This is a genomic window from Ruegeria sp. C12 (assembly GCF_056537745.1).
This window is the reverse complement of record NZ_JBQFSA010000001.1, coordinates 575,492-599,361: the sequence shown is the minus strand read 5'-3', so window position 1 is coordinate 599,361 and position 23,870 is coordinate 575,492. Positions and strand designations below refer to the sequence as shown.

Below are 23,870 nucleotides of genomic sequence, written 5' to 3'. Positions count from 1 at the left end.
GCCCTCTCCCTCAGCGTACAATCGTGCCGGTGCGGCGGATTTTGCGTTGCAACTGCATCAGACCGTATAGCAGCGCCTCGGCAGTTGGCGGGCAGCCGGGGACGTAAATGTCCACCGGGACGATACGGTCACAGCCGCGCACCACCGAGTACGAATAGTGATAGTACCCCCCGCCATTGGCGCAGGAGCCCATCGAGATCACATAGCGCGGCTCGGGCATCTGGTCGTAAACCTTGCGCAGCGCCGGGGCCATTTTGTTGGTCAGGGTGCCTGCAACGATCATCACGTCCGACTGACGTGGCGACGCGCGCGGGGCGATACCGAACCGTTCGGCGTCATAGCGCGGCATCGAGGTGTGCATCATCTCGACCGCGCAGCAGGCCAGACCAAAGGTCATCCAGTGCAAGGAACCGGTGCGGGCCCAGTTGATGATGTCTTCGGTCGAGGTCAGCAGGAACCCTTTGTCCTGCAATTCGGCATTCAGGGCCTGGGTGGCGACTTCTTTGTCGACGCCGGCGGTGTTTGCACCCGTCATCACTCCCATTCCAGGGCCCCTTTCTTCCATTCATAGGCAAAGCCGATGGTCAGCACCGCCAGGAACACCATCATGGACCAGAACCCCACATCACTGATGTCCTTGAAGCCAACGGCCCACGGAAACAGAAAGGCGATTTCCAGGTCGAAGATGATGAAGAGAATCGAGACCAGATAGAAGCGAACGTCAAATTTCATCCGGGCGTCGTCGAACGCGTTGAAACCACATTCATATGCGCTGACTTTTTCCGGATCGGGATTGCGGACAGCAAGGACGACGGCCGCCAGAATCAGCACGATTCCAAGGCCCACGGCCACGGCCAGAAACACCAGGATCGGGAGATATTCCCGCAACAACTCTTCCACGAGTGGCTCCTTTCTTGCGCGGCCCCGACAAGGCGCGCCGTCAATTGGCGTGTTGACTGGATATTCTGTATCCCTGCGGGATCAGAGGGTCAACCGACCACAAGCGCGCAGGGGGGCATTCAGGGGCTTGACAGGTCTAAGAAAACCCTCGCCACCCCCCTGTTGGTGCGTTTCGAGTTTCAGAGTCAAACTTCGTTGATCCACGCAGGCTTGCGTTTGTCGAAAAACGCGCCGATGCCTTCAAGCGCTTCATCGGTTTCCCAGCGAGCGACAAGCGCGTTGATGGTGTGGTCAATGACCTGCTCGTCGATTTTCGGCCCCAGATCCCTGACAAGCGCCTTGGCCGAGGCGACAGCCCCCGGTGCGCAGGCCAGATAGGGGCGTACTTCAGCCTCAACAGCGTCCGCCAGCTCGTCCGCAGGTACAACCTTGGCCAACAGGCCAAGCGTCACCGCCTCGGTCGCGTCAAACAGGCGCGCAGACATGAAGACTCGCCGAGCCCTTGCCTCGCCCATGCGGGCGATCACGTAAGGGCCGATGGTGGCCGGGATCAGGCCCAGCTTGGTTTCCGTCAGCCCCATTTTCAGCGTCTCAACGCCAAGCGCCACGTCACAGACAGCAGCCAAACCGACCCCGCCCCCGAACGCGTTACCCTGCAACGCACCGATCAGAGGTTTCGGCAACGTGTTGAGCGCCTGCAACATCTCAGCCAGCTTGCGCGCCTCGGCAAATCGCGTTTCAGGATCCGCAGCCATCTGATCCTGCATCCACCCCAAATCCCCTCCAGCGCAGAACGATTTGCCCTCACCGGTCAGAACCACCACCCGAACGGACGCGTCCTGCCCCAAATCAGAAGCCGCCTGAGTCAGTTCCGCAATCATCTGCGCCGACATGGCGTTGTGTTTTTCGGCACGATCCAATTTCAAAGTCGCAACGCCGCGCGCATCCGTTGTGACGGTTATGGTGTCGAACATTTCAGCCCCTCATTGCGCGCGCCATCTGCGCCGCTTTTTCCAAAATTCCGGCATCCAACCCGGTTTCGTAGCCCAATCGCTCCAGATGCGCTGCCACGGCCTCGGTCGCGACATTGCCTGCGGCGCCGGGCGCATAGGGGCACCCGCCAAGGCCGCCAACGGCCGCGTCAAACACCCGCACCCCCAACGAAAGCGAGGCGTCGATATTGTCAATCGCCCGTCCGTTCGTGTCGTGAAAATGCCCGGCCAGACGGGTCACCGGCACACGTTCGCGCACGGCCATCAGCATCCTCGCGATCTTGTCCGGGGTTCCCTGCCCGATTGTGTCCCCCAAAGACACCTCGTAACAGCCATGCGAGAACAGAAGATCCGCAACCTCGGCCACTTTTTCCGGCGGGGTCGGTCCGTCATACGGGCAGTCGGTCACGCATGAGACATAGCCACGCACTGGCAGGTCGATATGGCGTGCGGCGTCCAGAATCGGCGCGAAACGCTCAATCGACTCGGCAATCGTGGCGTTGATATTGGCCTTCGAAAATCCCTCGGACGCCGAGGCAAAAACCGCGATCTCATCCGCACCGGCGGCCAGAGCATCCTCGTATCCCCGCATGTTCGGCGTCAGCGCGGCATAACGCAGGCCATCGGCCCGGCGGATACCGGCCAGAACCTCGGCGCTGCCTGCCATTTGCGGCACCCATTTGGGCGACACAAAGCTCGCTACCTCGATCCTGTTGAACCCGGCATCGGACAGGCAATCGACCAAGGCGATTTTCTCGGCGACCGGGATGTCGCGCTTTTCGTTCTGCAGCCCGTCCCGTGGCCCCACTTCAAAGATTTCGACGCGCTCGCCCATTTCTTCGCCCTCTCTGGCTTCTTCTCGTTTCAAATACGGATGGCTCGACTGTGCCACGCCGCGCGCCCGACGAACAGCTTACGCGTCCTCCAACCGGACCAGAGCCGCCCCGGCCTCGACCTGCGCACCGTCTTCGGCCAGCACCTCGGCCACCACTCCGTCACGCGCTGCCAGCAGAGAATGCTCCATTTTCATGGCTTCGAGAATGGCAAGGCGGTCGCCTTCCTTGACCGATTGGCCTGCCGTCGCGAACACTGCTTTGACCAGACCCGGCATGGGCGCTTCGATGACATTGGTATCGCCCGCCGCGCTGGTGTCGCGGTCCAGAGGGTCAACGATATCAAACACCTGACCATAGTCCTCGAACACGGTGATCCGGGACCCTGCGACCGAGACATTGGGCATCCTCGACCCTTCAATCAGCCAGCGCCCATTGCGCCGGGTCGCCGTGACTGTCCGATCCGCGACCTGCCAGATCTGTGTGTCCGGGCCTTCGACCTGAACATCAAGGTCCACGATGTCGCCATCGCGCCTCAACTGCGTCGCACGATGCAGCGGAGCCCACAAAGTGAACCCCGTAGAATCTGATGCCTCCAGCAACCCAAACGCATGCATAGCCGCTGCAACCAGCGTTTCCGGCTTTGGCTCATCCTCCTGCACCAGCGTATCAATATCGCGCCCGATTAGCCCTGTATCCACATCGCCCGAGGCAAAGCCCGCATGGCGGGTCAATGCGCCCAGAAAGGACAGGTTTGTGACCGTGCCCCCAACCTCGGTCCCGCGTAGGGCCCGATGCAGCGCTTCCAGCGCAACAGCGCGGGTCGGGCCGTGCACGATCACCTTCGCGATCATCGGATCATACCAAGGGCTGATCGTATCCCCCGCACGCACGCCGCTGTCGGCCCTGCAATCCTGCGGGAAGTGCAGATGGGTCAGCGTGCCGGTCGCGGGCAGAAAGCCCTTTGGCACATCCTCGGCATAAAGTCGCGCCTCGAACGCATGACCGGTGATCGACAGGTCCGACTGCCGTTTCGGCAGGTTCTCACCCGCCGCGACGCGCAGCTGCCATTCTACCAGATCAACACCAGTGATCGCCTCGGTCACCGGGTGTTCCACCTGCAGGCGCGTGTTCATCTCCATGAACCAGAACCGATCCGGTCGCAGCCCGTCCGAGGCATCAACGATGAACTCAACCGTCCCCGCACCCTTATAGCCGATGGCCTCAGCCGCGCGCACGCCCGCCTGCCCCATCGCCTCGCGCATTTCAGCGGTCATGCCGGGGGCCGGAGCTTCTTCGATCACCTTCTGATGCCGCCGCTGCAACGAACAATCGCGTTCGAACAGATGCACCGCATGGGTGCCATCGCCAAACACCTGCACCTCGATATGGCGCGGTTTGGCGACGAGTTTTTCGACCAGCACGGCGTCATTGCCAAAGGCGGTCTTTGCCTCACCCCGCGCGCTGTCGAGCGCGGTTGCGAAATCCTGAGGCCGTTCAACAAGGCGCATCCCCTTGCCACCTCCGCCCGCAACGGCCTTGATCAGAACCGGATAGCCGATGGTGTCGGCAGCCCCCGCCAGATGCTCGGGGTCTTGGTTGTCACCGTGATAGCCCGGCACCACGGGTACGCCCGCCTGCTCCATCAGCACCTTGGCCGCGTCCTTGAGGCCCATCTTGCGGATCGCATCCGCCGACGGGCCGATGAATGTCAGCCCCGCGGCCTCAACAGCATCCACAAAATCGGGGTTTTCGGACAGAAACCCATAGCCCGGATGGATCGCTTGCGCGCCGGTACCGAGCGCAGCCTGAATAATCACGTCGCCCTTGAGGTAACTCTCAGCCGGGGCCGCAGCGCCGATACGCACTGCCTCATCCGCCATCTGCAAATGCTTGGCCGAGGCATCGGCGTCGGAATACACCGCAACGCAGGACACGCCCATCTTCTGAGCGGTTTCCATCACCCGGCAGGCAATCTCGCCCCGGTTGGCAATCAGGATTTTATTGAACATTGGCAATCTCCTACCACCAGGATCCGCTTTTTTCGTCTTGCAAATGGGCTCGGACATAGCTCGGCAAAGGCCAGGCATCCCTATCCATCCCGCTGATTTTGCCCAGATGCCCGTCACGATAGGCATGGTAATAAAGCTCGGGGTGAATTGTGATTTCGATCTCGGTCAGTGCATTTTCAACCTTGCCTTTGGTTCGGTCGATCTCGTCAGCAAGCTTTGCTTCGTCGCTTTTGCCAGCCAGGAGGCGCGGAAGAGAGATGTCTGCGATCACCTTCCTTCCCACGGACAACGCGATGGCCAACACAAGATTACCAACCAGCCCACCAATCACGTCCAGCGCCGAGTTCAATCCAAAACTCCACGTCAACCAGCCGCGTTTACCCTTCTTTTCGGCCAATTCTGCCCGCATCCGGTCGAATTCGCGGGCAAAGACTTCACGGAATTCCCGCGCGAAGCTGGTGCGACTGAAATCATCACGCCCAGCAAAAACACGCAAGACTGGCCGAACAAAATACCCGCCATTCGAACGATCGACGAATTCCTCAAAGTCGAACAGAAAGAAATAATCTTCCGGGTCTCGGGAATTGTGGATCATAAAGACAGAGATCTCTGCTTTTCTAGCCAGATCTGGAGCTCTGAAGTCTGGCAGGCTTTCGAAGATTTTCTTTTTCAGATCCATTGGGTTTACATTCTGAACACGCCAAAACGTGTCTCCTCAATCGGCGCGTTCAGCGCCGCGCTCAGCGACAAGGCCAGCACGTCGCGGCTTTTGCGCGGGTCGATGATGCCGTCGTCCCACAACCGCGCCGAGGCATAAAGCGGGTGCGATTGTTCCTCGAACATCTCCAGCGTCGGGCGTTTGAACTCGGCCTCTTCCTCAGCCGACCATGTGCCGCCCTGCCGCTCGATCCCGTCGCGTTTGACGGTGGCCAGCACGCCCGCCGCCTGCTCGCCGCCCATCACGGAAATCCTCGAGTTCGGCCAGGTCCACAGGAACCGCGGCTGATATGCCCGCCCCGACATGCCGTAATTCCCGGCACCGAACGATCCGCCCACCAGCATCGTGATCTTGGGCACATTGGTCGTCGCCACGGCGGTCACCATCTTGGCCCCATGCCGCGCGATGCCTTCGTTTTCGTATTTCCGCCCCACCATGAACCCGGTGATGTTCTGCAAGAACACCAAAGGCGTTTTGCGCTGCGAACACAGTTCCACGAAATGCGCACCCTTCTGCGCGGCCTCGGAAAACAGCACGCCGTTATTGGCAATGATCCCCACCGGGCAGCCTTTGACATGCGCAAACCCCGTCACCAGCGTCTCACCAAACCGTGGCTTGAACTCATCGAACCGGGATCCATCGACTAGGCGCGCAATCACCTCGCGAATATCATAAGGCGTGCGCAGATCAGCAGGCACGACGCCCAGAATTTCCTCGGGGTCATAGGCCGGGTCTTCGGGTGCCTCAAGCTGTAGGCCGGGCTTCAGCCCGGCACCGCCCAAAGACCCAACGGCCCGCCGCGCCAAGGCCAGCGCGTGGGCATCATCCTCGGCCAGATAATCCGCGACGCCGGACAGGCGCGTGTGCACATCGCCGCCGCCCAGATCCTCGGCGCTGACAACCTCACCCGTCGCGGCCTTGACCAGAGGCGGCCCGGCCAGAAAGATCGTACCCTGATCGCGCACGATGATCGTCACATCCGACATCGCGGGCACATAAGCCCCGCCCGCTGTGCACGAGCCCATAACCACTGCGATCTGAGGGATACCCTTCGCGCTCATCCGCGCCTGATTATAGAAGATGCGGCCAAAATGGTCGCGGTCGGGAAAGACCTCATCCTGATTGGGCAGGTTCGCACCGCCGCTGTCGACCAGATAGATGCAGGGCAGGTGGTTTTCCTCGGCAATCTCCTGCGCGCGCAGGTGTTTCTTGACCGACAGCGGGTAATAGGTGCCGCCCTTCACGGTGGCGTCGTTGCAGACCACCATGACCTCGCGCTCCTGCACCCGGCCAATGCCCGCGATCACCCCCGCCGCCGGGGCTGCATCGCCATACATCCCATGCGCCGCCGTCGCGCCAATCTCAAGGAACGGAGACCCCGGATCGAGCAAGTTTGCCACCCGGCGACGCGGCAGCATCTTGCCCCGAGATTCATGCCGCGCGCGGGATTTCTCGCCCCCGCCCATGCGGGCCGCTTCGGCAGCGGCAGAGATTTGCGCCAGTGCATCGAGATGCGCTGCGCGGTTTGCCTTGAAGCCCTCAGAGGCGGGCATGGCTTTGGATGTGAGTTTCATACTTCAACGACGCTCCAAGCTCTAGTTAGGTAGCAGGAAATTGCGATAAAGATTGGCATCGTCACTAAAACTAAATACGCAAAGTCGATACCAACCAACGCAAGAACGATCACTGCAATCGGGCACAAGAAAAGGAGAGATATGTAGTGGCGCTTCGGCTTCCCATTCGCCAGCGTTGCCCGCAGTTTCGCACCGCAATTGGCACAGCCTGAATACGGTTGAACTGTTTGGACACCCAGCCCAAAATCGAAAGTAGGCCAAAGAGACGCTCTCGATTGTTCTGTTCCGCATTTTGGACAGCACAGGCTATTTGTCGAAATGATCATGCTCAATCTATCTCCCCCGCAGCTAGCGCCTTCAATTCCTTCCGAATAACCTTCCCGGTCACCGTCATCGGCAACTCGTCCAGAAACGCCACTTCGCGCGGGTACGAATAATGCGCCAGACGGTCTTTGACCCACTCCTGCAATTCCACGCCCGACGCCTCAGCCCCCGGTTTCAGCACCACATAGGCCTTCACGATCTCGGTCCGCAGCGGGTCGGGCTTGCCGACCACACCCACCGTCGCCACCGCCGGGTGGGTCAGCAGGCAATCCTCGATCTCAGCCGGGCCGATGCGGTAGCCGGCAGACGTAATCACATCGTCATCACGACCGACAAAGCGCAGATAGTCGCCCTCCCACACGCCGCGATCGCCGGTGATCAGCCAATCGCCCCGGAACTTCTCAGCCGTCGCGTCGGGTCGGTTCCAGTATTCCAGCAGCATCGAGGCTGAGCCACGCCGGATGGCGACGTCGCCTTCTTCGGTGGTCGGCTTGCCATCATCGTCGATCACCGCCACGTCATGCCCCGGCACAGGCTTGCCGATGCAGCCGGGCTGCACCGGGAAGTCCTCGGCGCAGGAGGACACGACCATGTTGCATTCGGTCTGGCCGTAGAATTCGTTGATCGTCAGGCCAAACGCCTGCTGCCCCCAGGCCAGCATCTCGGCCCCCAGAGGCTCGCCCCCCGAGGCGACCGAGCGCAGGCCGGGGATCGATTGATCCGCCGCCTTGAGCATCCGCAGCGCCGTGGGCGGGAAAAACACGTTCTTCACGCCCCCACGCGCGATGATATCGGCGCAGGCTTCGGGCGTGAATTTCTCAAGCCGCGCTGCGACCACCGGAATTCCCAAGGCAAGCCCGGGCATCAGCACATCGAACAAACCGCCGATCCAGGCCCAGTCGGCAGGGGTCCACAGGCAGTCACCGTCGCGCAGATGGTTATGGCTGATCGACACGCCCGGCATATGGCCAGTCAGAACCCGATGCCCATGCAGCGCGCCCTTGGGGCTGCCGGTTGTGCCGGATGTGTAGATCAGTACCGCCGGATCATTTGGCGCGGTTTCCGCAAACGGCACCGGCCCGCCCGGCTGACCGATCTCGGACGCGATCAAAGGCTCAGCAAGGTCGCCCAAGAGTTCCGCGCCCTCGGCATCCGTCAGGACGAGCCGCGCGCCTGCATCCCCAACCCGAGACCGCAGCGCATCCTGTTTGAACAGGTTGAACAAAGGCACCGAGATCGCCCCGATCTTCCAGATCGCCAGATGCGCAGCGGCACACCAGGGCGACTGGCTCAGCAAGACGCCCACCCGATCCCCGGCCTGCACTTTGGGCAGCAGTGTCCGGGCCAGCCCGTCCGTCATCTGTCGCAATTGCCCGTAGGTGACGCGCTGTTCAGATGCCCCGGTCAGGTCGATCAGGGCCACCTTCTCAGCAGGATGGTCGAGGCATTGTTTCGCCATGTTCAACCGGTCCGGCAGGTCCCAGCTATCCCCAGGGCGCAAACCCGGTATGCGCGCAGGGTCAATCATAGTGATAACCCCTTGTTTCATTGTCGTTTTCGGCTTCCGCTCCGTTCCACCCCCACACTGAAACTTGATGCAGATCAGAGTGTGACCCGGCCCAGCCTGCCACATCCGAGGCGTCAACAAAACCAAAGGCAAGATTATGACCAAAACGCTCGTCGCTTTGACCCTTTCTACCGCATTGGCCGGACTGGCCGTACCCGCGTTTGCGCAATCGCAAGGCGACTGGACCCTTGGTGTCGGTGTCGGATACCTGGACCCGAAATCCGACAACGGAACGATCGCAAACTCTGACGCCGAGATCGATGCCGACACCCGACCGATCTTCACCGCCGAGTATTTCATTCGCGACAATCTGGGGATCGAGCTGCTGGCCGCAACGCCGTTCAGCCACGACATCACCCTTGGCGGCAGTGTCGACGCGGGCAGCGTCAAGCACCTGCCCCCCACCCTGTCGCTGAACTATCACTTCCCGACCAACAGCGCCTGGAAACCCTATGTCGGTGCTGGTCTGAACTATACCATCTTCTTTGACGAGCAGTCCGATCTGGGCGAGCTCAAGGTCGATAACTCGTTCGGAGTCTCGCTGCAGGCCGGGTTGGACTATATGGTCACCGAAAAAGGTGCCGTCCGGCTGAACGTGCGCTGGTTCGACATCGACTCGGACGTGACACTGGACGGTGCCGACATTGGTACCGCCGAAATCGATCCATGGCTGGTCGGTGTGTCCTACGTCCATCAGTTCTGATCCCGCAAACGCCTCGCCGGTCCGGAACCGGCGAGGCATTCTGTTCACTGCATCTCGCTCATCAACTCGCGGCCAATCAGCATCCGGCGAATCTCGCTGGTGCCGGCGCCGATCTCCATCAGCTTGGCGTCGCGGAAAATCCGGCTGACCGGCGCGTCCGACAGGAACCCCGCCCCGCCCATCGCCTGAACCGCCTGATGTGCCTGGGTCATCGCCGCTTCGGACGCATACAAGCAGCACGCAGCCGCATCCTGACGGGTCACATCCCCACGATCACAGGCCTTGGCCACCTCGTAGACATAGGCACGGGCCGAGTTCATCGCCGTATACATATCGGCGATCTTGCCCTGCATCAGTTGGAAGCTGCCAATCGGTTTGCCGAACTGCTTGCGCTCGGACAAATAGGGCATGATTTCATCCAGACAGGCCGCCATGATGCCGGTTCCGATCCCGGCCAACACGACACGTTCATAGTCGAGACCCGACATCAGAACCGCAACGCCGTTGCCTTCTTCGCCCAGAACGTTTTCGAACGGCACCTCGACATCTTCAAAGATCAGTTCCGCCGTGTTCGACCCGCGCATCCCCAGCTTGTCGAAATGGGGCGAGGTCGAGAAACCCTTCATCTCTTTTTCGATCAGAAACGCGGTGATGCCCTTGGATCCGGCATCCGGGTCGGTCTTGGCATAAACGACCAGAGTGTCCGCATCCGGCCCGTTGGTGATCCAGTATTTGTTGCCGTTCAGACGGTAATGGTCGTTGCGCTTTTCCGCCCGTAGCTTCATCGAAACCACATCCGACCCGGCCGAGGGTTCGGACATCGCCAACGCCCCCACATGCTGGCCCGAGATCAGGCGCGGCAGGTATTTCCGCTTTTGTTCTTCATTGCCGTTCAGCTTGATCTGATTGACGCACAGGTTTGAATGCGCGCCATAGGACAGCGAAACCGAGGCTGATGCCCGCGCCACTTCTTCCACAGCAATCGTATGGGCCAGATAGGACATTCCGGCACCGCCATATTCCTCGGGCACAGTGACGCCCAGCAGGCCAAGCTCACCCATTTCAGCCCATAGCTCGTTGGGAAATTCGTTGGACGCGTCAATATCAGCGGCCATCGGCTTGACCCGTTCCTGCGCCCAGCGATGCACCATTTCACGCAGCGCGTTCACGTCTTCGCCAAGATCGAATTTCATAGTCGCCATGAACATTGGCGGGCTCCTCCCGAGAATTAATGAACAAGTGTTCAATAACTGGATAGCAGCGAATCTGCAACCGGTCAATCACCGTAAGGATATCGGCCCCAAAACGCACAAACGCCGCCCATGCGGGGCGGCGTTTTGCAAACATCAAGCGTGCGCCGCAGGCGCACTCCGCTGGATCACGATTGGTAGACGGCCCCGACCTCGGCCCGAATGATGCGCGCGATCAACTGACAATCCTCCAACGAAAAGGTCAGTGGAACCCGCATGTCCATCACACCCGCCAGCACGCGGTCCGATTTTGGCATCCGCTCGCTGTCCACATAGCGCCAACTGTCATAGCGCGAGGTAAAACCGGTTGGCTCGGCCCCGCCAAACCACTTCAACTCGACTCCGCGCGCGGCGCAGCGGCTGATCACCTCTGCGATACGTTCGGGCAACCAGTCCAACAGAAGAAACTGAATCGACGAGCCCACATAGGTCTCGGCCTTCGGGCGCTCGACCACGGTCAGCCCCGGCGTGCCACGCAGACCGGCCTCGACGGCGCGGTATCGTTCGTTCCAACGCTCAACCTGCCGGTCCAGATCCCGCAACTGCGGGCGCAGGATGGCCGCGCGCAGATTGTCCATGCGACCCGAGACATTGGGGGTGGTGTACTTGATCCGCTCGAACACCTCAGGCCCCGGTGCGGCCAGATGGCGTTCATACAGCATATAGGACCCCGACAGCATGGTGGCCTTGGCCGCCAGTTCTTCATCATCGGTGATCAGCAAACCGCCCTCACCTGAATTGACGTGCTTGTAGGTCTGGCACGAATAACACCCAACCGCGCCCTGACGACCCGACAATTGACCGCGCCAGGCTGCCCCCATCGTATGGGCGCAATCCTCGATCACGGTTACACCGGCCGCGTCGCACATCCGCATCAGCCGGTCCATGTCGCACAGATGACCGCGCATATGGCTCAGCATCAAAACGCGTGCCTGATCCAGCTTGGCCTCAAGATCGTCCAGATCGATGGTCAGGTCTTCCGTAACCCCAACGAAAACGGGTTTGGCCCCAACCGAGGCAATCGATCCCGGCACCGGAGCCAGCGTGAACGCGTTTGTCAGCACCGGATCGCCGGGCTGCACTCCTACGGCACGCAACGCGGTGGCCAGCGCATAGCCACCGGACGACACGGCGAGGCAGTATTTAGCCCCCATCTGAGCGGCAAATTCCTGTTCCAGCAACGCGGTCTCGCCCAATTCACCGGGCGCGACATTGTAACGATGCAAGCGCCCATGGCGCAGGACGGCCATCGCCGCGTCGATTGCCTCATCGGGGATTGGCTCTTGCTGGGTGAAACTACCGGTGAATGTCTCTGTCATGGCTCAGTTCTGGGGTCGCATCCGGTTCGGGTCAAGAGATCATGCAGCCGCACCGATCAGATCAGCCACCATTTCTGGCAGGTCATCGAAATGATGCAGCAGCGCTTCGGGCTGCAACGCTGCCATGTCGTCTCCTGAGGGGCCGAATGTTACCAGCACCGAGGGGACTCCGGCGGCCCGTGCGGTATTGCGGTCGGTATCCGAATCTCCGATCAGAACGCACAGATCGGGATGCCCGCCAGCGCGCCGCGCGGCTTCGCGTAAGGGTTCAGGGTCTGGTTTGCGCACCGACAAGGTATCCGCACCAACTAATGAGGCAAACTGATCCCGCACGCCCATCTGGCTCAGTAATTGATCCGCCAGCCGTTCCGGTTTGTTGGTGCAGATCCCAACGCCATAACCTGCGGTTTTCAACGCCTCGACCGCGTCCAACGCGCCGGGATAGAAATGTGTATGGGTGTCGATGTCTTTGGCATAGGCCTCAAGCAGCACGGGATAGTAGGCGTCTACTGTGCCCTCATCAAAGGCCCCGACCCGTTTCAGACCGTGGGTCAACATCATCCGACCGCCACGCACGGCGATACCCGCATCCTGCCCGTGAACCAACACATCCCCATGCCCCATCTTGCGAAAACAGTGGTTCGCCGCGGCCAGCAAATCGCCCGACGTATCCGCCAAAGTCCCGTCCAGATCGAAGATGACCGTGCGCATTGCGCCTCCTTGCTCGGCAGGTTTCCGCCATGTCGTGTTGCAAACGGCAATCTAGTTTGATGGCCGAACGGCTTGCGCCTTTGCCCTCAGCGGATAAAACGGACGGCAACAAAACACAAAGAGAAAACGATTTCATGACCACTGCCCTTGTCATCCTTGCCGCCGGGAAAGGCACCAGGATGAATTCGGACATCCCCAAAGTCCTGCACCCAATCGCTCAGGTTCCGATGCTGATCCACGCCATGCGCGCCGGATCGGTCTTGTCGCCCGAGCGCACCGTGATCGTCACAGGCCACGGGGCCGGGGCCGTCGCCAAGGTGGCGCAAGCCGAGGACGAGACCGCCCAGATCGCGGTGCAGGAGGAACAACTGGGCACCGCCCATGCGGTTGCGCAAGCGCGTAAGGCGCTGCAGGGGTTCGAGGGTAACGTCGTGGTCCTGTATGGGGACACACCGTTTTTGCAACCCGACACGCTGGAGCGGATGATCGAAGCGCGGGCCAAGAACGATTTGGTGATCCTTGGGTTCGAAGCGGCCGATCCGGCGCGTTATGGCCGTTTGGTCATGAACGGTGACACGCTGGAGCGGATTGTCGAATTCAAGGACGCATCGGATGAAGAACGCGCAATAAGCTTCTGCAACTCGGGCCTTTTGGCGTGCAACGCGCAGACGCTGATGTCGTTGATCGATGCGGTGGGCAACGACAATGCCTCGGGCGAGTATTATCTGACGGACGTGGTGGAAATCGCCCGCAATCGCGACCTGACCGTGACGGCGGTTGCCTGTGATGAGGCACAGACGCTGGGTGTGAATTCCCGCACTGATCTGGCCGCTGCGGACGCTGTGTTTCAGGCGCAAGCGCGTGCTGAACTGCTGGAGTTGGGCGTCACGCTGATGGCCCCGGACACCGTCTACCTGGCGGCCGATACGGTGATCGGGCGGGATACGGTGATCGAACCCAACGTGGTTTTTGGCCCTGGCGTTACCGTGGAAAGCGGCGCAACGATCCGGGCGTTTTCGCATCTGGAAGGCTGCCATGTCAGCCAGGGTGCAATTGTCGGCCCCTATGCCCGCTTGCGCCCCGGGGCGGAACTGGCCGAAAACGCGCGGATCGGCAATTTTGTCGAGATCAAGAATGCCGAGATTGCCGAGGGCGCGAAGGTCAATCACCTCAGTTATATCGGTGACGCCTCGGTTGGGGCGGCAACAAATATCGGGGCGGGTACGATCACCTGCAACTATGACGGCGTGATGAAGCACAAGACCACGATTGGTGAAAACGTGTTCATCGGTTCGAACACGATGCTGGTGGCCCCTGTGACCCTTGGTGATGGCGCAATGACGGCAACAGGTACGGTCGTGACCAAGGATGTCGAAGCCGACGCACTGGCCGTAGCCCGTGCCAAGCAGGAAAACAAACCCGGCTACGCGCGCAAATTGTTTGATATGTTAAAGGCGAAAAAGGCTCGCCGCGATAAAGAGGCCTGATTTTATGTGTGGAATTGTTGGTGTTCTGGGACAGCATGAAGCCGCCCCCATTCTGGTTGAGGCCCTGAAACGGCTGGAATATCGCGGCTATGACAGCGCCGGTATTGCAACCGTGAATGACGGAGCTTTGGGACGCAGGCGGGCGGTGGGCAAGCTGGTCAACCTAAGCGATCTGCTGGTGCATGACCCTTTGCCCGGAAAATCCGGCATCGGGCACACCCGCTGGGCCACCCATGGCGCGCCTTCGGTCAACAATGCCCACCCGCACAAGGCCGGGCCGGTTGCCGTGGTCCACAACGGGATCGTCGAAAACTACCGTGAACTGCGCGCCGAACTGGCCGAGCACGGGATCGGGTTCGAGACCGAAACCGACACCGAAACCGTCGCACTGATGGCTGAACATCTGCTGAATTCGGGCCTGTCGCCCGTTGAGGCCGCGTTCAAAACCATCGACCAGTTGCAGGGCGCGTTTGCGCTGGCCTTTCTGTTCGACGGTCAGGATGACCTAATCGTGGCTGCGCGCAAGGGCTCGCCGCTGGCGATTGGTCACGGAGATGGTGAGATGTATGTTGGCTCGGACGCGATTGCGCTGGCGCCGCTGACCAACAAGATCACCTATCTTGAAGAAGGCGACCGGGCGGTCCTGACCCGCACCTCGCTGGAAATCCGCAACGAGGCCGGTGAACTGGCCAATCGTGAGATGCGCAAGATCAAGCTGGATCATGCACGCGCCGATAAGGGCGAGCACAAGCATTTCATGGCCAAGGAAATCGCCGAACAGCCCGTTGTCGTGGCCGAGGCGATCCGATCCTACCTGCCCACCGGCGGCGACCGGGTCGTGTTGCCAAATACCGATCTGGATTTCACCAAGCTGGACCGCCTGACAATGGTCGCGTGCGGCACGGCCTTTTATGCCTGCCTGACCGCGAAATACTGGTTCGAGCAATTGGCGAAACTGCCGGTCGAGGTCGATATCGCCAGCGAGTTCCGCTATCGCGAACCACCCATCACCGACCGTACCATGGCGCTGTTCGTCAGCCAGTCGGGCGAGACCGCCGATACACTGGCCGCGCTGCGCTATTGCGAGGGCAAGGCGGACAAGATTGTGTCGGTCATCAATGTCCCCGAAAGCTCGATTGCGCGGGAAAGCGATGTGGCGCTGCCCATCCATGCAGGGGTCGAGATCGGCGTTGCCTCGACCAAGGCGTTCACATGCCAACTGAGCGTGCTGCTGATGCTGGCCCTCAAAGCCGCAGCCGACCGGGGCACGATGTCGGATGAGGATCTGGCCGATCACGCCGCCGCCCTGCGCGGGTTGCCCTCGGTCCTGAACGCAGCGCTGGATCAGAACCGCGCCATTCGCAAATCCGCCCAGCGCCTGTCCGAGGCGCGCGACGTGCTGTTCCTGGGACGCGGTCTGATGTACCCGCTGGCAATGGAAGGTGCGCTGAAGCTGAAGGAAATCAGCTATATCCACGCCGAAGGCTATGCCTCGGGCGAATTGAAACACGGCCCCATCGCGCTGATCGACAAGCATATGCCGGTTGTGGTGATGGCCCCGAAGGATACGGTTTTCGACAAGACGGTCTCGAACATGCAAGAGGTGATGGCCCGCAAAGGCAAGGTCATCCTTGTGTCCGATGACGACGGCATTGCCGAGGCCGAGGACGGCGTCTGGAGCACGATCCGCATGCCGCATATCCACCCCAGCCTCGCCCCGATTCTGTATTCGGTCCCGGCCCAATTGCTGGCCTATCATACGGCGGTCGCCAAAGGCACGGATGTGGACCAACCGCGCAATCTGGCGAAATCGGTGACGGTGGAATGACCTGGCCTGCCCCTGCTACGCTTGTTGGCACTCACGTCCGATTGGAACCGCTTGACCCCGCGCATTCAGAGGCTCTGAAAACGGCGGCGGCGGATCTGGGGCAGCTTTGGTATACCTCCATCCCCACGGTCGAGGGGATGGACGCCGAGATCGACCGCCGCATGGGGTTGCACGATATGCAGCCCTTTACGGTCATGACACAAGACGGCACCCCTATTGGGATGACCACCTACATGAACACTGATGAGGTCAACCGGCGGGTCGAAATCGGCTCGACCTGGATCGGGCGCGCGGTTCAGCGCACGCCGCTGAACACCGAAGCCAAATTTCTGTTGCTGCGCCACGCTTTCGAGGGTCTGTCCTGCCATGCGGTCGAATTCCGCACCCATCGGCTGAACACTCAGTCCCGGCAGGCTATCGAGCGGCTGGGGGCGCAGTTGGATGGCATCCTTCGGGCCAATATGGTGATGGCCAACGGAACCCTGCGCGACACGGCCGTCTATTCAATCACCGCACCGGAATGGCCTACGGTGCGCGCACATCTTCTGCACAAGCTGGACCGATGACACTGGACGACGCCCTTGCCGCGATAAAGGCCCATGCCGACGCAGAAAAGGCCGTGCAGATGGCGGCGTACCACAAGGCGGACCGCCCCTATCTGGGCGTCGCCAACCCGGTTCTGAACGACCTCACCAAAGCGTGGAGGCAAGAACTGGACGTGCCCGGGCGCATCCATTTGGCGGATGCGCTGTGGCAGACCAATGTGCACGAAGCCCGTCTGGCCGCTGCCAAACTGCTGACGCAGGCGCGCATCCGACCGGACGACGCGGTTTGGGCGTTGCTGGAAAGCTGGCTGCCGGATTTCGATGCCTGGGCCGTTGCCGATCACGCCTGTATGGCGATGCAAAAACGGCTATCCGCCGACCCGACGCGTCTGGATCAAGTCGAGGGCTGGACGACCTCGGACCATATGTGGACACGCCGCGCGGCGCTGGTTGCCACCCTGCCCTGGACCAAGCAGAACCACCCGAAACCGGATGATCTGGCCCGCCGGGATCATATCCTTGGCTGGGCCGCCACCTATGTCCCGGACCGCGACTGGTTCATCCAGAAAGCCATTGCTTGGTGGCTGCGCGAGCTGTCCAAACACGACGCCCCGCGCGTCCTGGCCTTTCTGGACCAACATGGGGATGCCATGAAACCCTTTGCCCGGCGTGAAGCCGGGAAATACCTGAAAGATCAGTTGGCGTAGATTTCGACCTCGACCAGCGCATCCAGCGGCACCAGCAATGCCCGCATCGCATCCAATGACAGCTGGCTCCCGCCGCCTTCCGGCCCGCGCGACGGCACCAAGGTGATGTAAGCCTGCGCACCGGTTCTAGGCACCACCACACGTGCGGTTACCTCGGTGTCCACAAGCGGCGTTTGCATCCAGCGGCCGGGCGTCGTCGGATCGCCCAATCCTGCAATGGTCGTTCTGGGGCCCGCCCAATCGGCGCGGGCGGCAACCGGCTCAGGCTCGAGTGTGGCTTCCGTAATTTCGGATTCCACTTCTGGCGCTGCTTCGTTCCGGCCAAAAACGCGATCCGTTGTTGACCGAACCGCATCGCAACCGGTGACCAGAACGCACAGGAAAACAAGAAAATACCTCATCCGTCTTACCTACAGCCCCACACCCATCTGTTCCAGCCCAAAGCGCAGTTCGCTCTTGTCGTGGACCGGTTCCACATCTACCTATAGCGCATGACTGCTCCGCTGATTGATCCCTTCGCCCGTGCCATCACCTATCTGCGCGTCTCGGTAACCGACCGCTGCGATTTCCGCTGCGTGTACTGCATGTCCGAGAACATGACCTTCCTGCCCAAGAAAGACCTTCTGACGCTGGAAGAACTGGACCGGATGTGTTCCACCTTTGTGAAGATGGGCGTCGAAAAGCTGCGCATCACCGGCGGGGAACCCCTTGTGCGGCGCAATATCATGACGTTTTTCAATGCCATGACCCGTCATCTGGACAGCGGCGCGCTGAAAGAGCTGACGCTGACCACCAATGGCTCACAGCTTCACCGTTTTGCCGACGATCTTTACGCGGCGGGTGTGCAGCGGGTGAATGTCTCGCTTGATACGCTGGACGATGACAAATTCGCCAAAGTCACCCGATGGGGGCGTCTGAAACAGGTGCTGAACGGCATCGACGCGGCGCAAAAGGCCGGGTTGCGGGTCAAGATCAACGCGGTGGCCCTGAAAGGCTTCAACGAGCCGGAACTGCCCCGCATCACCGAATGGTGCGCAGAGCGTGACATGGACTTGACCTGGATCGAGGTCATGCCAATGGGCGATATCGGCAACGAGAATCGTCTGGATCAGTACTGGTCGCTGAAAGACGTGCGCAAGGAATACGAAAACCACTATGCCGTCACCGATCTGGCCGAGCGCACCGGCGGCCCGGCGCGCTATGTCCGGCTGGAGGAAACAGGCCAGAAGATCGGCTTCATCACGCCCCTGTCCCACAATTTCTGCGAAAGCTGCAACCGCGTGCGCCTGACCTGCACAGGTGAGCTGTATATGTGCCTCGGACAAGAGGATATGGCCGATCTGCGCGCCCCGCTGCGCGATCACCCCGACAGCGGAGCACAGCTTGAAGACGCGATCCGCGCAGCCATCACCCTTAAACCCAAGGGGCATGATTTCGACTATTCCCGTCAGGCCGTCGATGGCCAAATGAGCCGCCACATGAGCCACACGGGCGGCTGACATGCCCGGCCACCCAACGCTGCTGTACCGGCTGTATTGCGGCCTGACGACGATTGCGGCACCTCTGGTCTGGCGCGCGGTGCGCCGCAAACTGCAGGCCGCTGACGTCCCCCCACAGCGTCAACAGGAACGGCTCGGCCACGCCAGCCTGACCCGCCCGCAAGGCCGCCTGATCTGGTTTCACGCCGCAAGCGTCGGTGAAAGCCTGTCGGTTCTGAGCCTAATAAAGAAGCTGGGCGAACGCCTGCCCGATGCCGAGTTCCTGATAACCTCGGGCACCCCGACCTCTGCCGCTCTGATCGAAAAGCGCCTGCCGGCCCGCGCGCGCCACCAATACCCGCCGCTGGACACAGCCGGCCCGGTTAAACGCTTCCTGGACCATTGGACACCCGACGCCGGGATCTTTGTCGAAAGCGAAATATGGCCGCGCCTGATCGTCGAAAGCGCACGGCGGGGCGTGCCGCTGGCCCTGCTCAACGCGCGCCTGTCCGAGAAGTCCGTCAAAGGCTGGAAAAAGCGCCCCAAAACGGCGGGCTTCCTTCTGGATAAATTCCGGCTGTTTCTGACCCAGAACGAAAAGACGGCCAACAACCTGATTGCCATGGGCGCGCAAGCCGACCGGGTGAAACCCGGCACCAACCTCAAGGCCATGTCCGACCCGCTGCCCGTGGACAGCGCAACCTTGAACGAGATACGCGCGCAAATTGCAGATCGCCCCGTCTGGATCGCCAGTTCCACTCATGACGGCGAAGAGGAAACGGTACTTGCGGCGCACAAGGCTTTGCTGGAACGCTGGCCGAACCTTCTGCTGCTGCTGATCCCCCGTCACCCCGAGCGCCGAGGCGACGTTGCCACCCTTCTGCGTCAATCCAACCTACCCGCCGCCTTCCGCGCCGCTGGCGAGCCGATCACCGCCCAAACCCAAGTCTACGTCGCCGACACGCTCGGCGAAACCGGAACTTGGTACGCTATTGGCCCTATAGTCTTTCTTGGCGGATCACTCAAAGAGATCGGGGGCCACAACCCCTTCGAACCCGCCCAGGCCGGGGCCGCAGTCATCACCGGACCGCGCTACTTCAACTTCGCCGAAACTTTCGCCCCACTGGTCGAGGCCAAAGGCGCAATCGAGGTCCAGACCGCCAAAGACCTGTCCGATGCCGTCGAAACCTGGCTGGCAGATGACACCGCCCTGACCCGCGCGCGCGCGGCAGCCCAAACCTGCGTCTTTACCCAAAAGGACGCGCTGGATGCAGTCGTTGAAACGCTCTGCACCCATCTGACCCTCGCCCAATAGGCGCAGGATCCCTCTTCATCTGGCTAAAAATATCTCGGGGGTGTGGGGGCAGAGCCCCCACCCTTTCAATCAGGCCGCCGGCATCCGCTGCTCGACAATCTCAGCCCACCAGCTGCACCCGGCGGGAATGGCCTCGTCGTTAAAATTATATTCCGGGTGGTGCACCATGGCCGTGTCGCCATTGCCAACCAGAATATACGCCCCCGGACGTTCTTCGAGCATGAACGCAAAATCCTCGCCGCCCATCACCAAAGGCGCATCCTCGCAGTCGCCGGAAACAGACCGGGCCACGTCTGCGGCAAACGCGGTCTGCTCGTCACTATTCACCATGACCGGGTAGCCGCGGATATACGTCACGTCCGCAGTGCCGCCGAACGTCGCCGCCACGCCGTTGCAAATCTCGTTGATCCGCTTTTCGGCCAGATCGCGCATCTCCTTGCTCATCGTGCGCACAGTGCCTTTGATCTGCACCGTCTGCGGGATCACGTTGAACGCCTTGGATGACGTCTCGAACGAGGTCACCGACACCACCACCTGATCAATCGGGTCCGCATTGCGCGATGCAATGGTCTGCAATGCCAGCACCGCCTGCGCCGTCATGACAGTCGTATCCACCGTCTCCTGCGGTTTCGCCGCATGACCACCGCGCCCTTCAAAGGTGATATCGAACTGATCGGTCGCCGCAAAGAACGAGCCCGGACGAATCGAGAAACTGCCAACCGGCTTACCGGGCCAGTTGTGCATCCCGTAGACCTCCTGAATGTTCCAGCGATCCATCATGCCGTCTTCGCACATTTCGCGCCCACCGCCGCCGCCTTCTTCGGCAGGCTGGAAGATTACGACAACGGTGCCGTCGAAATTGCGCGTTTCCGACAAGTACTTCGCAGCCCCCAGCAACATCGCCGTGTGGCCATCATGCCCACAGGCATGCATCGCGCCGGGCGTTTTTGAGGCATAGTCCAATCCCGTCGCCTCATGGATCGGCAGCGCGTCCATGTCGGCGCGTAGACCGATGACCTTGCCGTTGCTGTCGGACTTGCCCTTGATCACGCCGACAACGCCAGTGCGGCCGATACCGGTGACGACCTCGTCGCAACCGAACTCCTTGAGTTTCTCGGCCACTACTGCGCTGGTGCGATGCGTTTCGAACAAAATCTCGGGGTTCTCATGCAGATCGCGTCGCCATTCGGTGATTTCGTTCTGCAATTCGGCAAAGCGGTTCTTAACTGGCATTCTTTCTCTCTCCTACTTCAAGCCGCCGGCATCCGGCGCTCGACCATTTCGGCAAACCACGAGCATCCGATTGGGATGATCTCGTCGTTGAAATTATATTCGGGGTGGTGCAGCCCGGCGCTGTCGCCATTGCCCAGAATGATGAAAGCGCCGGGGCGTTCTTCCAGCATGAATGAGAAATCCTCGCCCCCCATCACCATTGGGGCCTCGCCGCAACTTCCACCAACAGCAATCGCGGCTTCTTCTGCATAGCCGGTTTGCTCTTCGGCGTTGATCGTGACCGGAACGCCTTTGTTGTAGGTCACGCTTGCGGTGCCGCCCATCGTGGCGGCGATGCCGGTGGCAACTTCGCTCAGCCGCTTTTCGATCATCTCGCGCATTTCGTTGGAATGCGTGCGTACCGTGCCCCGAACGCGGGCCGATTGCGGGATCACGTTGAACGCCTTCGATGACGTCTCGACCGAGGTCACAGACAACACATCCTGCTGGATCGGGTCGGCATTGCGCGACACAACCGTTTGCAGGGCCACGATTAACTGAGACAGCATCACTGTGGTGTCCACCGTTTCCTGCGGTTTGGCCGCATGCCCGCCATGACCTTCCAGATGGATGTCGAACTCGTCCGCCGCCGCCAGCAATGGCCCCGAGCGGATGGCGAATTGGCCCGTGGGCAGGCCCGGCACGTTATGCATCGCATAGACTTCCTGAATGCCAAACCGGTCCATCAAACCGTCCTGACACATGGCCTCGGCCCCGTTGCCGCCCTCTTCCGCAGGCTGAAAGATCACAACTGCCGTGCCGTCGAAATTGCGCGTCTCGGCTAGGTACTTTGCAGCGCCCAGAACCATCGCCGTATGACCATCATGGCCGCAGGCATGCATCGCGTCGGCGGTTTTCGAGGCATAATCCAGCCCGGTCTGTTCTTGCATGGGCAGCGCATCCATATCCGCCCGCAACCCAATCGCACGGCCCTGTGTATCTGTCTTGCCCCGGATGATCCCGACCACGCCGGTACGGCCGATGCCTGTGACAACCTCATCACAGCCGAACTCTTTCAGCTTTTTGGCCACCAGGGCGCTGGTGCGGTGGGTGTCGTACAGGATCTCGGGGTGTTCGTGAATGTCGCGCCGCCAGCCGGTAATCTCATCGTGCAGTTCTGCAAGGCGGTTTCTGATCGGCATGTCATTCTCCCTTATCAGGCGATGGGCAATCGTCGTTCCACAATCTCGGCAAACCAGCTGCAGCCGGCGGGAATCGCGTCGTCATCGAAATTGTATTCCGGGTGGTGGCACATGGCCGTGTCCCCGTTTCCAACAAAGATGTAGGCTCCGGGCCGTTCTTCAAGCATGTAGGCGAAATCTTCCGATGGCATGATGGGATCGGTGCTGTCATTCACCTTACCCGCAACGGCTGCGGCGGCTTCTGCGGCATAGGTGGTTTCCGCCTCGGAATTCACAGTCACCGGATAGCCGGGGTTCCACTTCACCTGCGCCGATGCGTCAAAGGCCGAGGCCGTATCCTCGGCAATCCGGCGCACGCGGTCTTCGGCAATGGTACGATATTCCGGATCCAGCGTTCTGACGGTGCCTTTCAGCCGGACGGTATGCGCAATCACGTTCGACGCGGAACTGTCTGTTTCAAAAGTGCCGACAGTCAGAACAACCGATTTGATCGGGTCCACCGTGCGCGAGACAACCGATTGCAAAGACACAACAATATGTGACGCAACAAGCGTCGTATCCACCGCGTCATGAGGGGCCGCTGCATGGCCGCCCTTGCCCGTAACGGTGATTTCGAACTCATCCGATGATGCCAGCAAAGCACCGGGCCGGATGGCAAATTCGCCCACCGGAAGGCCGGGCATGTTGTGCATCCCGTAGACCTCTTGAATGTTCCAGCGGTCCATCAGCCCGTCCTGACACATGGCCAAGCCCCCGGCCCCGCCTTCTTCGGCAGGCTGAAAGATCAGTACCACGGTGCCATCGAAATTCCGCGTCTCGGCCAGATAGTGCGCAGCCCCCAACAGCATCGAGGTGTGGCCGTCATGCCCGCAGGCGTGCATCTTGCCGGAAACGGTCGAGGCATAGTCCAGCCCCGTCGCTTCTTCGATCGGCAGGGCGTCCATATCGGCGCGCAGCCCGATCACGCGACCCCTGGTATCCGTGCGGCCCTTGATCACCGCCACGACGCCGGTTTTGCCTATACCGGGCGTGATTTCATCGACGCCAAATTCCTTCAACCGTTCAACAACAAAGGCTGCGGTTTCGTGGACGTCGTACATAAGTTCGGGATGCGCATGCAGGTGGCGACGCCATTTGGTGATTTCACCATGCATCTCGGCAAGTCTGTTTTTCACCGGCATGTCGTGCCTCCT

General features: G+C 60.8%; 22 protein-coding genes. 7 read left to right on the top strand and 15 right to left on the bottom strand.

All coding sequences use genetic code 11. The annotated features are described in order from the left end of the window. Positions 1-10 precede the first annotated feature (10 nt). From ACR0C9_RS02765 to ACR0C9_RS02730, 8 genes are all read right to left on the bottom strand, one after another. Positions 11-544 carry a NuoB/complex I 20 kDa subunit family protein gene (locus ACR0C9_RS02765; RefSeq protein WP_037307875.1) on the bottom strand — a complete coding sequence of 178 codons (534 nt, stop codon included), beginning with the start codon at positions 542-544 and terminating at the stop codon, positions 11-13. Beyond that, positions 535-900 carry an NADH-quinone oxidoreductase subunit A gene (locus ACR0C9_RS02760; RefSeq protein WP_170451948.1) on the bottom strand — a complete coding sequence of 122 codons (366 nt, stop codon included), beginning with the start codon at positions 898-900 and terminating at the stop codon, positions 535-537. Before ACR0C9_RS02760 ends, ACR0C9_RS02765 begins: the two co-directional genes overlap by 10 nt. A gap of 185 nt (positions 901-1,085) precedes the next feature. Then, complete coding sequence (locus ACR0C9_RS02755; RefSeq protein ID WP_480625743.1) at positions 1,086-1,874, bottom strand: crotonase/enoyl-CoA hydratase family protein; 789 nt, start codon at positions 1,872-1,874, stop codon at positions 1,086-1,088. A 1-nt stretch (position 1,875) separates the two neighbouring features. Further along, positions 1,876-2,727: a hydroxymethylglutaryl-CoA lyase gene (locus ACR0C9_RS02750; RefSeq protein WP_170523546.1), complete on the bottom strand. Its 852-nt coding sequence runs from the start codon at positions 2,725-2,727 to the stop codon at positions 1,876-1,878. A gap of 78 nt (positions 2,728-2,805) precedes the next feature. Next, positions 2,806-4,737 carry an acetyl/propionyl/methylcrotonyl-CoA carboxylase subunit alpha gene (locus ACR0C9_RS02745; RefSeq protein WP_480780335.1) on the bottom strand — a complete coding sequence of 644 codons (1,932 nt, stop codon included), beginning with the start codon at positions 4,735-4,737 and terminating at the stop codon, positions 2,806-2,808. Between the two features lie 10 nt (positions 4,738-4,747). Beyond that, the gene (locus ACR0C9_RS02740) at positions 4,748-5,416 is read right to left on the bottom strand and encodes a hypothetical protein (RefSeq protein WP_480780334.1); all 669 of its coding nucleotides are present in this window, start codon (positions 5,414-5,416) and stop codon (positions 4,748-4,750) included. A gap of 5 nt (positions 5,417-5,421) precedes the next feature. Further along, positions 5,422-7,029: a carboxyl transferase domain-containing protein gene (locus ACR0C9_RS02735; RefSeq protein ID WP_480780333.1), complete on the bottom strand. Its 1,608-nt coding sequence runs from the start codon at positions 7,027-7,029 to the stop codon at positions 5,422-5,424. Positions 7,030-7,357: 328 nt separating this feature from the next. Next, entirely contained in the window at positions 7,358-8,881 is a 1,524-nt protein-coding gene (locus tag ACR0C9_RS02730; protein ID WP_480780332.1) for an AMP-binding protein, read from the bottom strand. Positions 8,882-9,017: 136 nt separating this feature from the next. Between ACR0C9_RS02730 and ACR0C9_RS02725 the strand changes: the two genes are divergently transcribed. Further along, positions 9,018-9,623, top strand: a complete 606-nt coding sequence (locus tag ACR0C9_RS02725) for an OmpW family outer membrane protein (protein ID WP_170451961.1) — start codon at positions 9,018-9,020, stop codon at positions 9,621-9,623. Positions 9,624-9,667: 44 nt separating this feature from the next. Here ACR0C9_RS02725 and ACR0C9_RS02720 read toward each other — a convergent pair whose 3' ends face one another. The 3 genes from ACR0C9_RS02720 to ACR0C9_RS02710 all read right to left on the bottom strand — a co-directional run bounded on the left by ACR0C9_RS02720 (position 9,668) and on the right by ACR0C9_RS02710 (position 12,903). Beyond that, positions 9,668-10,831, bottom strand: a complete 1,164-nt coding sequence (locus tag ACR0C9_RS02720) for an isovaleryl-CoA dehydrogenase (protein ID WP_170451963.1) — start codon at positions 10,829-10,831, stop codon at positions 9,668-9,670. A gap of 170 nt (positions 10,832-11,001) precedes the next feature. Then, on the bottom strand, positions 11,002-12,192 hold the full coding sequence (locus ACR0C9_RS02715) for an aminotransferase class I/II-fold pyridoxal phosphate-dependent enzyme (RefSeq protein WP_170621361.1): 1,191 nt from the start codon (positions 12,190-12,192) through the stop codon (positions 11,002-11,004). A gap of 39 nt (positions 12,193-12,231) precedes the next feature. Next, positions 12,232-12,903 (bottom strand): HAD-IA family hydrolase, encoded by a 672-nt coding sequence (locus ACR0C9_RS02710; protein WP_170451967.1) that lies wholly within the window; start codon positions 12,901-12,903, stop codon positions 12,232-12,234. A 134-nt stretch (positions 12,904-13,037) separates the two neighbouring features. Between ACR0C9_RS02710 and glmU the strand changes: the two genes are divergently transcribed. From glmU to ACR0C9_RS02690, 4 genes are read left to right on the top strand one after another with little or no spacing between them, the layout of a single operon-like run. Beyond that, a complete protein-coding gene (glmU, locus tag ACR0C9_RS02705) occupies positions 13,038-14,390 on the top strand; it encodes a bifunctional UDP-N-acetylglucosamine diphosphorylase/glucosamine-1-phosphate N-acetyltransferase GlmU (RefSeq protein ID WP_480780331.1) in 1,353 nt (450 codons plus the stop codon). A gap of 4 nt (positions 14,391-14,394) precedes the next feature. After that, the gene (gene glmS, locus ACR0C9_RS02700) at positions 14,395-16,218 is read left to right on the top strand and encodes a glutamine--fructose-6-phosphate transaminase (isomerizing) (RefSeq protein ID WP_170451970.1); all 1,824 of its coding nucleotides are present in this window, start codon (positions 14,395-14,397) and stop codon (positions 16,216-16,218) included. Then, positions 16,215-16,784: a GNAT family N-acetyltransferase gene (locus ACR0C9_RS02695; RefSeq protein WP_170451972.1), complete on the top strand. Its 570-nt coding sequence runs from the start codon at positions 16,215-16,217 to the stop codon at positions 16,782-16,784. The genes glmS and ACR0C9_RS02695 overlap by 4 nt, the downstream gene beginning before the upstream one ends. Beyond that, a complete protein-coding gene (locus ACR0C9_RS02690; protein ID WP_480780330.1) occupies positions 16,781-17,470 on the top strand; it encodes a DNA alkylation repair protein in 690 nt (229 codons plus the stop codon). Before ACR0C9_RS02695 ends, ACR0C9_RS02690 begins: the two co-directional genes overlap by 4 nt. Here ACR0C9_RS02690 and ACR0C9_RS02685 read toward each other — a convergent pair. Next, complete coding sequence (locus ACR0C9_RS02685; RefSeq protein WP_170451977.1) at positions 17,458-17,871, bottom strand: hypothetical protein; 414 nt, start codon at positions 17,869-17,871, stop codon at positions 17,458-17,460. The two genes, ACR0C9_RS02690 and ACR0C9_RS02685, sit on opposite strands and share 13 nt — an antisense overlap. A gap of 90 nt (positions 17,872-17,961) precedes the next feature. Between ACR0C9_RS02685 and moaA the strand changes: the two genes are divergently transcribed. After that, the gene (moaA, locus tag ACR0C9_RS02680; RefSeq protein ID WP_480780329.1) at positions 17,962-18,969 is read left to right on the top strand and encodes a GTP 3',8-cyclase MoaA; all 1,008 of its coding nucleotides are present in this window, start codon (positions 17,962-17,964) and stop codon (positions 18,967-18,969) included. Between the two features lies 1 nt (position 18,970). Further along, entirely contained in the window at positions 18,971-20,263 is a 1,293-nt protein-coding gene (locus tag ACR0C9_RS02675; RefSeq protein WP_170451981.1) for a 3-deoxy-D-manno-octulosonic acid transferase, read from the top strand. A 69-nt stretch (positions 20,264-20,332) separates the two neighbouring features. On the opposite strand, the gene ACR0C9_RS02670 is transcribed toward ACR0C9_RS02675, so the two are convergent. From ACR0C9_RS02670 to ACR0C9_RS02660, 3 genes are read right to left on the bottom strand one after another with little or no spacing between them, the layout of a single operon-like run. Beyond that, entirely contained in the window at positions 20,333-21,496 is a 1,164-nt protein-coding gene (locus tag ACR0C9_RS02670) for a M20 aminoacylase family protein (RefSeq protein WP_170451983.1), read from the bottom strand. A gap of 17 nt (positions 21,497-21,513) precedes the next feature. Next, entirely contained in the window at positions 21,514-22,677 is a 1,164-nt protein-coding gene (locus ACR0C9_RS02665) for a M20 aminoacylase family protein (protein ID WP_480780328.1), read from the bottom strand. A gap of 14 nt (positions 22,678-22,691) precedes the next feature. Then, the gene (locus ACR0C9_RS02660; protein WP_170451987.1) at positions 22,692-23,858 is read right to left on the bottom strand and encodes a M20 aminoacylase family protein; all 1,167 of its coding nucleotides are present in this window, start codon (positions 23,856-23,858) and stop codon (positions 22,692-22,694) included. Between the last annotated feature and the right edge of the window lie 12 nt (positions 23,859-23,870).